This window comes from Prochlorococcus sp. MIT2302, from assembly GCF_059772385.1.
Window position 1 is genome coordinate 165,018 of sequence record NZ_CM186285.1, and the last position, 13,445, is coordinate 178,462.

General features: G+C 34.5%; 10 protein-coding genes. 8 read left to right on the plus strand and 2 right to left on the minus strand.

Features of this window, described 5'->3' with window-relative positions:
* Positions 1-32: 32 nt before the first annotated feature.
* Positions 33-788: a M15 family metallopeptidase gene (locus AC6EI2_RS00855; RefSeq protein WP_498462552.1), complete on the plus strand. Its 756-nt coding sequence runs from the start codon at positions 33-35 to the stop codon at positions 786-788.
* On the opposite strand, the gene AC6EI2_RS00860 is transcribed toward AC6EI2_RS00855, so the two are convergent.
* Positions 725-2,530, minus strand: a complete 1,806-nt coding sequence (locus AC6EI2_RS00860) for an NADPH-dependent assimilatory sulfite reductase hemoprotein subunit (protein WP_498463442.1) — start codon at positions 2,528-2,530, stop codon at positions 725-727. The two genes, AC6EI2_RS00855 and AC6EI2_RS00860, sit on opposite strands and share 64 nt — an antisense overlap.
* A 519-nt stretch (positions 2,531-3,049) precedes the next feature.
* On the opposite strand from AC6EI2_RS00860, the gene glyS reads away from it, so the two are divergent.
* On the plus strand, positions 3,050-5,212 hold the full coding sequence (glyS, locus tag AC6EI2_RS00865; protein ID WP_498462553.1) for a glycine--tRNA ligase subunit beta: 2,163 nt from the start codon (positions 3,050-3,052) through the stop codon (positions 5,210-5,212).
* Between the two features lie 9 nt (positions 5,213-5,221).
* On the opposite strand, the gene chlP is transcribed toward glyS, so the two are convergent.
* On the minus strand, positions 5,222-6,556 hold the full coding sequence (gene chlP / locus AC6EI2_RS00870) for a geranylgeranyl reductase (protein ID WP_498462554.1): 1,335 nt from the start codon (positions 6,554-6,556) through the stop codon (positions 5,222-5,224).
* Positions 6,557-6,693: 137 nt separating this feature from the next.
* On the opposite strand from chlP, the gene AC6EI2_RS00875 reads away from it, so the two are divergent.
* The 6 genes from AC6EI2_RS00875 (at position 6,694) to AC6EI2_RS00900 (ending at position 13,426) form a co-directional block, all read left to right on the plus strand.
* On the plus strand, positions 6,694-7,404 hold the full coding sequence (locus AC6EI2_RS00875) for a M15 family metallopeptidase (RefSeq protein WP_498462555.1): 711 nt from the start codon (positions 6,694-6,696) through the stop codon (positions 7,402-7,404).
* Between the two features lie 133 nt (positions 7,405-7,537).
* Positions 7,538-9,340 carry a translational GTPase TypA gene (gene typA / locus AC6EI2_RS00880; RefSeq protein ID WP_498462556.1) on the plus strand — a complete coding sequence of 601 codons (1,803 nt, stop codon included), beginning with the start codon at positions 7,538-7,540 and terminating at the stop codon, positions 9,338-9,340.
* Positions 9,340-9,720: a DUF309 domain-containing protein gene (locus AC6EI2_RS00885; RefSeq protein WP_498462557.1), complete on the plus strand. Its 381-nt coding sequence runs from the start codon at positions 9,340-9,342 to the stop codon at positions 9,718-9,720. Before typA ends, AC6EI2_RS00885 begins: the two co-directional genes overlap by 1 nt.
* Positions 9,721-9,874: 154 nt before the next feature.
* Positions 9,875-11,431 carry a hypothetical protein gene (locus AC6EI2_RS00890; protein WP_498462558.1) on the plus strand — a complete coding sequence of 519 codons (1,557 nt, stop codon included), beginning with the start codon at positions 9,875-9,877 and terminating at the stop codon, positions 11,429-11,431.
* A gap of 76 nt (positions 11,432-11,507) precedes the next feature.
* Positions 11,508-12,233: an LPS export ABC transporter ATP-binding protein gene (lptB, locus tag AC6EI2_RS00895; protein ID WP_498462559.1), complete on the plus strand. Its 726-nt coding sequence runs from the start codon at positions 11,508-11,510 to the stop codon at positions 12,231-12,233.
* Between the two features lie 5 nt (positions 12,234-12,238).
* A complete protein-coding gene (locus AC6EI2_RS00900; protein ID WP_498462560.1) occupies positions 12,239-13,426 on the plus strand; it encodes an LptF/LptG family permease in 1,188 nt (395 codons plus the stop codon).
* Positions 13,427-13,445 lie beyond the last annotated feature (19 nt).

The window sequence follows — 13,445 nt, forward strand, 5'->3', positions numbered from 1 at the left end:
AATGAGATTTTTATTTACATTTTCTATAAATTATGAAGATGAAACCTTGGAGCAATTTAAAAATAAATGAATGTAAAGAGCCTTTAATTTCTATTCCACAATCTATATTTCGATTAACACCTCATCCTTATATGTCTTTAGGTGCTCCATACTTGACTGGCGCAGATCCATGGGTTTTACGTAGTAGTGTTTTAAGAAGATTGATACAAGCACAACAATATCTTTCAGAGATTAATCCTCAATTACAGTTGGCTTTGTTTGATGCTTGGAGGCCTATTTCTGTTCAAAAATTTATGTTTGATTACACCATGCAAGAAATTTGTAGGTCAAGAGGAATTGATATAAATAATATCTCTGATAATGTAGACATAACTAATGTGGTTGCTGAAGTAGCTCAGTTCTGGGCGAAACCGTCTTCTAATCCCCTTACGCCTCCACCTCATAGTACTGGTGGCGCGATTGATTTGACTCTAGCTGATATGACAGGAAAAACACTAGATCTTGGCGGTGAAATTGATTTAATTGGGGCTGAATCATCACCTGACTTTTATAAGAAAGACTATTCCAAGAGACCTTGTTCAAAACATCAAGTTTTTCAATATAGAAGGTCTCTTTTACTTGCAGTTATGGAAAGAGCTGGATTTGTTCAACATCCGAACGAATGGTGGCATTTTAGCTATGGAGATCAATTGTGGTCTTGGTTAAGCAAGAAAGGGTATGCTATTTATGGAGCTGCACTTGAAGTTAGTAAAGACATTACCGCTTCAGAACCAAGTTTGGTCACATGATCTCCAAGACTTGATGAGGTGCCAGTATCTCTCCAGCTAAGGAATAAAGGCTCTAATGTCTTCTCTAATTCATTGATAGGCATTTTTTGTAGATAAGGAGTCGCCAATCTTCGTAAATTTGTACTACCACCAAGCCATAGTTGATATTGATTTAAACCACTACCAACCAGAGCTAATTCTGCCATGTATGGGCGAGCACATCCATTTGGACAGCCTGTAACTCTTACTAGTATTGACTTGCTGATCTCTAATCTTTTTAATTGATTGTTTAATCGCTCTAAGAGATCTGGTAAAAATCTCTCTGCTTCAGTCATCGCAAGTCCACATAATGGTAGAGCGGGACAAGCCATTGCATGTCTAGCTATTGGGTCAGGGCTTTTTGGATTATTAAAACCAATATTAATCAGATCATTATTTACACTGACTTTTTGATAATTACCAATATTACACAATAGTAAATCTTGGTTGGGAGTTAAACGTACATCCAATGCATATTTTTCAACTATATTTCTTAACTCTTTCTTCGTTACTCCGTTAAGCCTACCTGATAATAGTGGTAGACCAACAAACCATAATTTCTCAGATTGTCTATGCCAGCCTAGATAATCTTCAAGTTTTGTATCCCCTTCGTTCCTTAAGGTATCAATCTTTTTTGTGAAATATTTTTTTGTTAACTGTTTCTTAAACCAATCGACACCCATGTCATGCAGCACATATTTAAGTCTAGAATGTCTTCTTGTTTTTCTATCTCCATAATCTCTTTGAAGTGCGAGAATAGATTGAACAAGTTCTAGTATGTATTCCCCTTCAACAAAACCAATTGGATCTGCTATCCTCGCAAATGTCGTATCTAAATTGTGTGTTCTACCCATACCACCTCCTACGTAGACATTACATCCTTCTAGGATTCCTTTTGAATTCGTGAACGTCACTAGACCTATATCATGGGTAAGTATATCCACAGAGTTATCTCCTGGTACTGTGGTTGCACATTTGAATTTTCTTGGTAAGTAGGTTGCACCATATAAAGGTTCATTTTTGTCCCCACTAAAAACGCCCGAATTTCGTTGTAGCTTCCTTTTTTCTTTGACTTCAGAAGATGGCTTAATAGCATATTTCATCTCGCCATCAACCCATAAATCAAGGTATGTTTTCTCGGCTTTTTGAGGCGACAAAATATCGGCAATATCATTAGCTAATTTTCTAGCAGCAGGATAAGATCCCTTTTCGTACGGTGCTGCTGGAGCCATTACATTTCTGTTGACGTCTCCACAGGCAGCTAGGGTAGATCCCATTGACTTTACTATCGTTCCTATTACTTCTTTAATATTCCCTTTTTTTATTCCATGCATTTGAAAGCATTGCCGAGTAGTAGCTCTAAGCGTTTTGTTACCTAGTCGATCAGAAAGATCATCTAAGGCAACAAAAAGTGGACCTGGGACTAAACCAGCTGGATTTCTTAGCCTTAGCATCATTTGCCAGTCTTTGCCTGTGCCTCCTTTCTTTCTATGTTCCCGATCGTCTTGTTGATAACTACCATGAAATTTTAAAAGTTGTACTGCGTCGTTCGTAAAGTGATCGCTGTCGTTTGCTAATTCACTTTGTAGAGGTTCTTGTAAGTAATTACTATCGGCTTTAAATTGTTCAAATTTCGCTCGGGGAGAATTATTTGCTATGCAGGGAGAAGGAACAGTTTCTTCTATTCCTTGATTATGTTTACTTTCCTGTTCTTCAAAATTCATCAGAGCTTCTATAGCTGCATTACTAAATCCAGCCTCTTTTAAGTCTTTTTCTATGTTTTTTGGAGATTCATTTGAATTATTTTTTTTGACAGCCTCTAATATTATTCCATTGGGTAAGGATTTGTTTATCTGTTTTGCTTCTTCTTCTCTGAGCTTTTCATCAAATTTTTCTTGAATAGCGTTTATTGCTGAGCTTATGTTCTCTTCGGCTTCCTCTTTTGTGTTACCAATTTTTTTTACTACATCACATGTTCCAAAGGCATCCCTTAATTTACCTCTTGGTACAGCAACCCTGAGGTAAAAACCCGATCTTCCAGGTATTTGTATTATCTTAGGCAATGGTACCTACAGCGGTACCTACAGTGTATCATTTTTCGTGTTGATTAGTGCCTAATTGTTCAAATAAAGCTATTAGTGTTCAAAGCTCCATTTATTGAATATTAAATTTTTTCCAAGACACAGAATGTAGAAGTAATTCGGATTTAGATCTAATCTTATTATGAATATAAGGAAAATTTTTTGTCTACTTACCTTTTAGAAATCGGTACTGAGGAATTGCCAGCAGATTTGGCTGAATCTGTTATTTCTCAACTTGAATTAAATGTAAATAATGACTTGAATTCTTATCCAATAAAATTTAGTGAAATAAGAGTTACTACTACTCCAAGAAGAATCGCATTAACAATTGAAGGGATTGCTCCATTCTCTGAGGATAATATTGCAGAACGAAAAGGTCCCCCTTTTTCTCAAGCTTTTCATGATGGTAAACCTACAAAAGCAGCTATTGGTTTTGCTAAAAGATATGGTCTGGCGCCTGAAAACTTAGAGATTCGAGAAACGCCAAAGGGTTCATTCGTTTTCGCTAATTTAATTGAAAAAGGCAAGCCTGTTGAGAGATTGTTGGCTGAATCTTTACCTGGTTGGATCACTAAAATTCAGGGAAGAAGGTTTATGAGATGGGGAAAAGGTGATTTCCGCTTTTCCAGACCTATACGTTGGATTGTTTCTTTGATTGATTCAGAGGTTTTACCTTTTAATCTTTCTGGTTGCGATCCGGAAATTCAAGTTAGCAATACCACAAGACCACATAGATTACATGGATCAGAATTAACCATAAAGAATGCGAAAACTTATTTTGATCAATTGAAGGATGTTGGAGTCACAGTTGATAGGAATACTCGTCTTTCCCAAATCAATGATTTAATTCTCAATCAAGAAATATTTAAAAAAGTTAAGGCAGATCTTACTGAACCTCTTTTAAAAGAGCTTACAGATTTAGTTGAATCTCCTTTGCTTGTGACTGGGGGGTTTGATGAGTCTTACCTAGATTTGCCTCCTGAAGTTTTGTCCACAGTGATGAAGGTTCATCAAAGATATATACCAATATATAAAGAAAATGTTGATTCTGATCCATTGTCACTTGACTCTAGAGACGTTTTATTGCCTAGCTTTTTTTGTATTAGCAATGGATTATCTTCAGCAAAAGAAAATATTATATTAGGAAATGAAAAAGTATTAAAAGCAAGGTTTTCTGATGCATCATTCTTTATAAAATCAGATTTATTAATGAATAGCTTGTCGCGTATTGATAAATTAAAAGATGTAACTTTTGCTCAAGGATTAGGTTCTTTATATGACCGTGTAAATCGGATTAAATGGCTTGCTAAATTATTGACATCAAAACTTAGATTTGTTCAAGAGGATATTGATAAATCTGTTAAAGTTGCACATTTTTGTAAACATGATTTAGTTAGTAACATGGTTGACGAATTTCCCGAGTTGCAGGGAATTATTGGATCTAAGTACTTACTTCATGAGGGTGAACCTAGAGATGTGTGCCTTGGAGTTTTAGAACATTACAAACCTAAAGGTAGTTCAGACTCTCTTCCATCAAATAATCTTGGGAATGCCGTTTCATTGGCTGAACGTTTTGAATTGCTTTTCAGCATTTATGCTAAAGGCGAAAGGCCTTCTGGATCATCTGATCCATATGCTTTGCGAAGGGCAGCTAATGGAATATTTTTGATTTTATGGAATAAAGATTGGCAATTAAATATTAATGAAATAATAAATGATTCACTAATATATTGGAAGCAGGTTTTCCCCTCTCTTTCTTTTGAAATAAATAGTCTTACGTGTGAGCTAAAGGAATTCTTTCGTCAAAGAATAGTTAGTTTATTAGAAGAGAAAGATATAGACTTTGATATTATTCAGGCAATTTCAGGTGATACAACTTCAACATCAAAATTATTAGATGATCCAACAGATGTTGATTTTCGTGCCTCATTATTAATGGATATGCGAAAAAGTAATACACTTAATTTGTTGCAAGCTGTAGTGTCTAGGGCTTCTAAGTTGGCAGAAAGAAGTTCAATAGCCAATGATGTGATAGATCCTTTAGGGTTTGTCGATAAGTCATTATTTGAAAAGGGTTGTGAAAGCGAAATGTTAAATGTATTAGAGAAATTAAAACCTTTAGCCACTAATTGTGATCGTTTAAAATATAAATTGTTAGCTGAAGGTCTAGTATCAAGCACTGAAACCTTGGCTAACTTTTTTGATGGAGATGAAAGTGTAATGGTTATGACCGAGGATATTAATTTAAGAAATAATAGGCTTAATCTATTAACGATCCTTCGAAATCAGTCTTTGAAGCTTGCTGACTTTAACAAGCTTAGTTAATTATGTATATTATTTATTACTGGTTTTTATACCACCTTTAATTGAACTTACTGCTAACATTTTATTAACTTCTTTATCATCTCTAACTGCACTAGGCACTGGCTTGTATGTGCTTGGTGCTAAGGCCTTTCCTCTTAAAACGGAACCAATTGTTAATAGAGTGAGTTTTAATTGTTGAAGCGGCTTCATTGCAACTACAGTTTTGTATAGATAACTATCAAATGTAAGTCTTTGAACATCCATGTCACCACACATTTCAACAAAGGCTTCCCTTGCTCCATCACTTGTGTAGAAAATTCTTTGGAGAATATCTAAAACTGTATAAGTAGTTCCATACTTTTTATCCCATTTCTTTAAATATTTTTTGAGATCATTTTCTGTGGGTATAATTTTTCCATTTTGACTTGATTCAACGATCTGCTCGGCACACATTCTTCCGCTTTTGGCAGCAAAATAAATCCCCTCTCCTGAGCTTTTTGTTACATAACCTGCGGCATCACCAACTAGAGCCATCCTTCCCACAACTCTTCTTGGCCTGGGATGTTCAGGGATTGGATGAGCTTCTACTTTGATTACTTCTCCGTTTACGAGTCTCTTCTTTGCTCTTTCTCTGACACCAATCTGAAGGCTTTTTATTAAACCACCATTTTGTTTCATTGTTCCTGTTCCAGCAGCAACATGATCGTATTTTGGGAAGACCCAACCATAGAAATCTGGCGATACATCAGTGCCTACATACATTTCAGCCCTATCTTCGTAATACTTCATTTCCTCTTTAGGAAGTTTTATTCTTTCTTGAATTGCTACAGCATAGTTATAATCACCAGCATCCATTGCTTTTGCAACTCTGCTTGTTGCACCATCTGCCCCAATAATTAAATCCACCTCAAGTTGCTTACCTTTCTCTTCGGTTTGGTCTTTAAGGATTTCGGTGTAATGAAGGGTATATGGACCTTGTTTGTTTGTACCAGTTTCTATTTTTGATACCAATCCATTTACTAATGTTGCGCCAAGTTCTGCGGCGCGATTTCTCATAAATGAATCCATTACTTCACGCCTCAACATGCCTATATACTCTTTATCACTTCCTGGATAAATATCATCCAAGATAATATCTACCTCTCTGTTTGATGGGGATATCATTTTCATGTTCCTGACTTTCCTATCAATAATTGATTCAGGAAGGTCAAATTCAGAAACCATGCACAATGGAATCGCCCCTCCACATGGTTTTGCATTATCAAGCTTTCTCTCGAAAATCCAAGTTTTAATTCCCGCTTTAGCTAAAATCTCTGCAGCGCATGATCCACTTGGACCACCACCAATAACAGCAACTCTTAACATCTTTGGATGAAAAATTTAGTTCTCTACATATAAAACTTACATCCTTATCTCATAGAAAGTATAAAGATTGGGGATACTCGTTACTATCGAAACATCATTTTTGTGAATTCCAATTGTTTTGACCATAAGAAGATCATATGAATTATCAAGATGAAATCCCGCTCGCTAAAAGGATTAGATCCATCAAAACCATTACTAGTAAGTCTTTTTTGCGTTTCGGACTTCTATTCGTAGGACTTGGCATATCCTTAACGTTTTTAGCTGATAAATCATTTTTAAGCCAAACAAAATCTTTGGATGATTCGATTAACTCTACTGAGACAAATCAAAATAAAAGTTTATTGGGCCATCTTCCCTATCCTGAGGCTTCAAAAAATGATTTAATTCTTCTCTCTTCAGGTATTTACGTACATAAAGAAATTTATGAAAATTTTAAGGAAATGCAATTTATGGCGGCCCAAAGAGGGATTTCTCTACAACTATTAAGTGGTTTTCGATCAATAGATTTGCAAAGAAAAATTTTTTATGAAAATAAATCTATTAGAAATCAAACTGCAGTTGAGCGCTCAATGGATTCAGCTCCTCCAGGCTATTCTGAACACAGCACAGGGTATGCAATTGATGTTGGTGATGGGAATTTCCCAGAGACTCATTTTGAGGTTGAATTTGAACAAACGCCTGCTTTTAAATGGATGAAGAGGTTTGCTCCTAAATATCATTTCGTTCTTTCTTTTCCACCCGACAACAAACAAGGAGTAACTTATGAGCCATGGCATTGGAGATTTGAAGGGACTGTTAATGCTTTGAGGAAATTTGAGGCTGCCAATAAAATTACAAAATTCAAATAACTTTGACTTAATTTTTTTTACTTCCAAATTTTATATTCGATATTTTAATTGGCATTTAAAACAGCTAAATGAAGTCACGGTGAGATATTCTTTATGTCTCTATTAATCAAAGAATTTTTAATTTTTTTAAATTATGAGTTTTGATATACAAGCCATAAGGAATATCGCAATAATTGCTCATGTTGATCACGGTAAGACAACTTTGGTTGATGCACTTTTAAATCAATCTGGAACTTTTCGAGATAATGAGGAAGTCCCCACTTGTGCTATGGATTCAAACGATTTGGAACGTGAAAGGGGAATAACTATTCTTTCAAAAAACACAGCTGTCACATACAACGATACCCGTATAAACATTGTCGACACACCAGGTCACGCTGATTTTGGAGGAGAAGTCGAGAGGGTTTTGGGCATGGTAGATGGCTGTCTTCTTGTTGTTGATGCGAACGAGGGACCAATGCCGCAAACCCGATTCGTTCTGAAAAAAGCTTTAGAGCAGGGCTTAAGACCTATTGTTTTTGTGAATAAAATTGATCGTGCAAGAGTAGAGCCTGAAACCGCGGTAGATAAAGTTTTAGATCTATTTTTGGAATTAGGAGCGGATGATGATCAGTGTGATTTTCCTTATTTGTTTGGGAGTGGATTGGGTGGTTTTGCAAAGACTGAAGTAAAAAGTGAAAGCGATAATATGAAACCTTTATTTGATGCAATTATTAGGCAAGTCCCTCCTCCTGTTGGGGATCAGAATAAGCCTTTACAATTACAAGTCACCACTCTTGATTACTCAGATTTTTTAGGAACAATTATTATTGGGAGAGTACATAATGGTGTAATTAAAAATGGTCAAAGGACATGCTTGATAAAAGAAGATGGGAGCCTAAAAAAAGGAAGGATTAACAAACTATTGGGATTTAAAGGATTAAAAAGAATTGAAATAGACGAAGCAAATGCTGGAGATATAGTTGCATTGGCTGGATTTGAGGATGTTTCTATTGGAGAGACTGTAGCTTGTCCTGATGAACCGAAGCCTTTACCTCTAATAAAGGTAGATGAGCCAACATTGCAGATGACTTTTGTTGTAAATGATTCTCCATTTGCAGGGAAAGAGGGCAAGTTTGTTACCAGTCGTCAGCTAAGGGATCGTTTAAACAAAGAACTTCTTACTAATGTTGCATTAAGAGTAGAGGATACAGATTCACCTGATCGCTTTTCTGTAAGCGGAAGAGGAGAGTTACATCTAGGAATTCTGATCGAGACCATGAGAAGAGAGGGGTATGAATTTCAAGTTTCTCAACCACAAGTAATTTTTCGGACCATTGATGAAATCAAATGCGAACCTGTTGAGACCCTAGTTCTTGATGTCCCAGAAGCTTCCGTTGGCGCTTGTATTGAAAGCCTTGGTGTCAGAAAAGGTGAAATGCAAAATATGGAAACGGGCACTGATCATAGAACCCAACTTGAATTTGTTATTCCATCAAGAGGCTTAATTGGATTTAGGGGTGAATTCATTCGTGCAACCAGGGGTGAAGGGATTATGAGCCATTCATTTTTTGAATACAGGCCATCTGTTGGAGATTTTGAACAAAGGAGAAATGGAGTACTTATTTCATTTGAGGAGGGTGTAGCTACTTTTTATTCCTTAAAAAATGCAGAAGACCGTGGACAATTTTTTATTACTCCTGGAGCTAAAGTTTATAAAGGAATGATTATTGGGGAGAATAATCGCCCACAAGATCTTGAATTAAATATTTGCAAGGCTAAACAGCTTACCAATATGAGATCAGCTGGTGCAGATGAGTTAGATCAATTGCAATCCCCAATTGAGATGACATTAGAAAGAGCACTTGAATATATTGGACCAGGAGAAATGTTGGAAGTTACACCAGAATCTATAAGGTTGAGAAAAATTAATGCAAAGAAAAATTTGAAAAAATAATGATCCTAATAGATAAACAGGATGATTTATTTATAAATGATTCTCGTTTTGAAATAGGAATGAAATTATTTAATTCTTGTCAATGGTATCAAGCTCATGATGTCTTTGAAGAGATATGGCATGAGACTGGCGGACCTGAAAGACAGTTGCTACAGGGAATATTGCAAGTTGCTGTTGCACAAGTGCATTTAGAAAATAGTAATACCAATGGTGCAACAATACTTTATGGAGAAGCATTGGGTAGGTTAAAAAGATATCAATTAAATAATTTAGGATTAGATATTGTGGGACTTTGTAAATGCATTAGCAGGAGATTGGAATTTCTTCAAATTGGTAATGACTTGGCTAGTTGCAGCTTGCCAGTTCTCTATTTTCTATAAAAACCATGTTAAGCCTCTTACTCTTTTGCTATTAAAAGTGAGATGAGTTAATATAATTTTATTGCTATATTTTTTAGCTTTATTTTAATTAAAAAAATAAAAAATTTAATTTTGATTAATTTAAATATATAGAACGCATCCCTCGTTAATTAAAATGGAATTTAAAAGAATCAATGAAATACAATTAACTGGTAAGAAATTTTATGAGATATTTTTACCTTGTTTGTTTATAATAATAGGTCTATTCGGTGCATTTAATCATGCACTTTGGAGAGATGAGATGCAAGGATGGCTGGTGGCTTGGCAAAGCGATACTTTGATAGATTTATGGAGAAATAACGCACCATCTGGGCATCCTATCCTCTGGTCATTATTAGTTTATTTTTCGAAAAATATTACTGGTACACCTATAAGTATGCAACTTTTGCATTGGGTTTTAGGTAGTTTAGCGATTTTAGTTTTTTGGAGATTTAGCCCTTTTAATTTATTGACTAAATCTTTATTTACTTTTGGATATTTTCCTTTTTGGGAATATTTCTTTGTATGTCGTCATTATGTAATTGCAGAATTAATAATATTTATTTTTTGTTCTATTTATCATTTAAAACAAAAAACCTATATTCCATTTGCTTTATGTATTGGCCTTTTGGCTAATACACAAGCTTTTTCCTGGTCATTAGCATTTGCAATTGGAATGACTCTTGTATTTGATTGGTTGGTAAATCCAATTCAAAGAGAAAATTATATGAGAAATAAAAAATGGATGTATGATTTGATTTCAAGTGCCGCTATTTCTTTCGCTTTATTGTGTTTTGGAGCTTTTAGTCTTTTCCAAGTAAAAGATTCCATTAAATTAGTTTCTTCTGTAATTGATTTTCGTCATTTTCTAAGAGTAATAGGACAGCTTTTTGGTGGGTATGTACTTATTATCCCTGATTCAAGTAGGTTTTTGGATCTAGTTATCTGTGCCTTAATTACTTTGTTCTTATTGGTAAGCACAATTGCCTTTGTTAAACATTATCCTCAGGCTTTGATTTATTTTTTTAGTGGTTTAGTTTTTTTATTTCTTTTTAACTATTTTTTATATTTTGGTATTGGATCAAGACATTATGGATATTACTTCCTTCTGATTATCTCATCAGTCTGGTTATCACAATCTAATCAAGAGCAAAAATTTAACTCTTCAAGTAATCAAAATCTTTTCACTAAAAGTAATTTATTGTATTTTCCAAGGTTGCTAACTTTTTGTTTAACCATTCATATGGTTGTTGGTGTGCATATGGTCTTAAATGATTTTCTTTTGCCTTATTCAGCTGGAAAGGCAACCGCTGAATATATAGAAGCTAAAGGATGGCAGGATTTCCCAATATTTGCTACGAGAGATGTTGAAGTGGCGACTGTATCAGGATACCTTTCTAGAGAATTCTATTTGCCTGAGTTGAATGGATTAGGTAGTTATGCACAGTGGGCTAATAGAGTTAAATTAGAAAGAAATAAGACATTAGATGCAGTTCAAGTTTATTTAGATAAATTCCCCAATGTAAATAAATTATTATTACTTTTAAGTAAGGAATCAGCTATCAGTAATCTGGAGCCAGGTGAATCTCTTTATTTTGATGAATTTAGTGTAATTGCCGATTCTAAATTTGAAAATTCCTTTCATGATTCAGAGAGATTCTACTTGTATTGGGTTGAGAGGATTATTGATTAATTTTGTAGATAATAGGTATAATTTATTATCAGATAATTCTTAATGTATAAACTTTTCCCTGATAGGTTTTAATGAAATGACTCTAGTTATTGAGAGTTTGGATTTAACCTTGTCCAAGAGAAATATTGTAAAAGACGTCACTTTGGATGTTAATCGTGGTGAGGTAGTTGGTCTTTTGGGTCCGAATGGCGCAGGTAAGACAAGTACTTTTAATATGATTGTGGGGTTGATTAAGCCAAACAAAGGCAATATTTATTTGGAGGGAAAGAGTATAAAAAACTTCTCAATGACAAAAAGAGTTCAATTTGGTATTGGCTATTTACCCCAAGAACCAAGTGTTTTCAGAAACCTTACAGTTATTGAGAATTTGGATATTGCTCTTTCTCAAGCTAACTTACCCATATCTTTGCATAGGAAAAAACGTGAAGAATTGATCGAAGAATTTAATTTAGTATCTTTTCTTTATCGTTTCGGCCATCAACTTTCAGGTGGAGAAAGACGCAGATGTGAAGTAGCCAGAGCTTTAGCAGTAGGAAGATTAGGTCCCAAATACTTACTTTTAGATGAGCCTTTTGCGGGAGTAGATCCTATTGCTATTAATGATCTACAGAATTTAATTGGGAAATTAAAAAATAAAAACATAGGAATATTAATTACTGATCACAATGTTAGAGCAACTTTGGCGATAACAAACCGCTCTTATATTCTTAACAAAGGGAAAATCCTTGCTGATGGATCTTCTGAAAAGCTCAAGAGGAATCAAGTAGTAAAAGATAATTATCTTGGCAATTCATTTGAATAATTACTATGCTTAAAAAAACATTTTTTTTAACTAGATTTCATAACTTATTAAAAAGAAAGTTGAAAGTAATTCCGTTGTTAGATAGATGGATTTTTTTTGAATTATTACCACCTTTGTTTTTTTCGATTGCTGCGTTTACGGTTGTTTCTCTTTCTTTAGGCGTTATTTTCGATTTAATAAGGAAAATAGTTGAGATTGGACTCCCGATATCTATTGCTATTAAGATTTTAATGCTAAGGCTCCCTAGCTTTATTGTTATCTCTTTCCCAATGGCAATGCTACTTTCAACATTGTTAGCTTATGGAAGTCTAAATGATAATAGTGAAATTAAGGCTTTAAAAAGTATTGGTATATCAATTTATAGACTTGTATTACCAGGGATAATTTTATCAATATTTATGTCATACATGACTTTTATATTTAATAACAATATTGTTCCAATTGCAAATAAAAATGCTGAAATAGTCTTATCTAATTCTTTAGGAAGATCTTTTGCAAATGAACAGGGAGAGGATATTATTTTTTCAAAGAAAGGCGAAATTATAGATCCATATTCAAGCTACAAAAAAAGAGGAGTTACTCATCTTTTTTATGCTAGAAGGTTTTTTGACGGACAGATGTTGGATGTAACAGTAATTGATTTCTCTAAACGAGGTTTTACTCAAATGCTTAAGGCGAAAAAAGGAACCTGGAATAGTGACAAAAAAAATTGGGAATTTTTTGATGGAGATATTTTGACTTTAATTCCAGATGGTAGTAACACAAGAACTAAATTTATGAGCTTTTTGTATCCATTAGGCTCTGAACTTACGAATATTGCACAATTGCCTAAAGATGCTAATGATATGAACCTTGGAGAGGCTAATACTGCCATGAAGCTATATCAAAGAAGTGGCAATATCAAAGAAGCAAGAAAAATGAGGGTAAGAATTCAAGAAAAATTTACTTTGCCAATTGCTTGCACGGTTTTTGCTTTGATCGGCTGTAGCTTTGGGGTAATGCAAAAGAGCGGAGGAGGCAGGAGTCAAAGTTTTGGATTAAGTATTATTTTGATCCTTACTTATTACATCCTAAGTTTTAGTTTTAGCTCACTCGGAGTCAAAGGAATAATAAATCCTTTCCTTGCTGCTTGGACCCCTGTTTTTTTGTCTATGCTAGGTGGAGGTTTTTTGTTAAAACAAGCAAGCAAATGATCTGGTCACTATCAAATAA

Bases quoted from the DNA above. Each gene is read 5' to 3' on its own strand.
- AC6EI2_RS00855 (WP_498462552.1), top strand. From the start codon at position 33: ATGAAGATGAAACCTTGGAGCAATTTAAAAATAAATGAATGTAAAGAG.
- AC6EI2_RS00860 (WP_498463442.1), bottom strand. From the start codon at position 2,530: ATGAATTTTGAAGAACAGGAAAGTAAACATAATCAAGGAATAGAAGAA.
- chlP (WP_498462554.1), bottom strand. From the start codon at position 6,556: ATGTTAAGAGTTGCTGTTATTGGTGGTGGTCCAAGTGGATCATGCGCT.
- AC6EI2_RS00875 (WP_498462555.1), top strand. From the start codon at position 6,694: ATGAATTATCAAGATGAAATCCCGCTCGCTAAAAGGATTAGATCCATC.
- typA (WP_498462556.1), top strand. From the start codon at position 7,538: ATGAGTTTTGATATACAAGCCATAAGGAATATCGCAATAATTGCTCAT.
- AC6EI2_RS00885 (WP_498462557.1), top strand. From the start codon at position 9,340: ATGATCCTAATAGATAAACAGGATGATTTATTTATAAATGATTCTCGT.
- AC6EI2_RS00890 (WP_498462558.1), top strand. From the start codon at position 9,875: ATGGAATTTAAAAGAATCAATGAAATACAATTAACTGGTAAGAAATTT.
- lptB (WP_498462559.1), top strand. From the start codon at position 11,508: ATGACTCTAGTTATTGAGAGTTTGGATTTAACCTTGTCCAAGAGAAAT.
- AC6EI2_RS00900 (WP_498462560.1), top strand. From the start codon at position 12,239: ATGCTTAAAAAAACATTTTTTTTAACTAGATTTCATAACTTATTAAAA.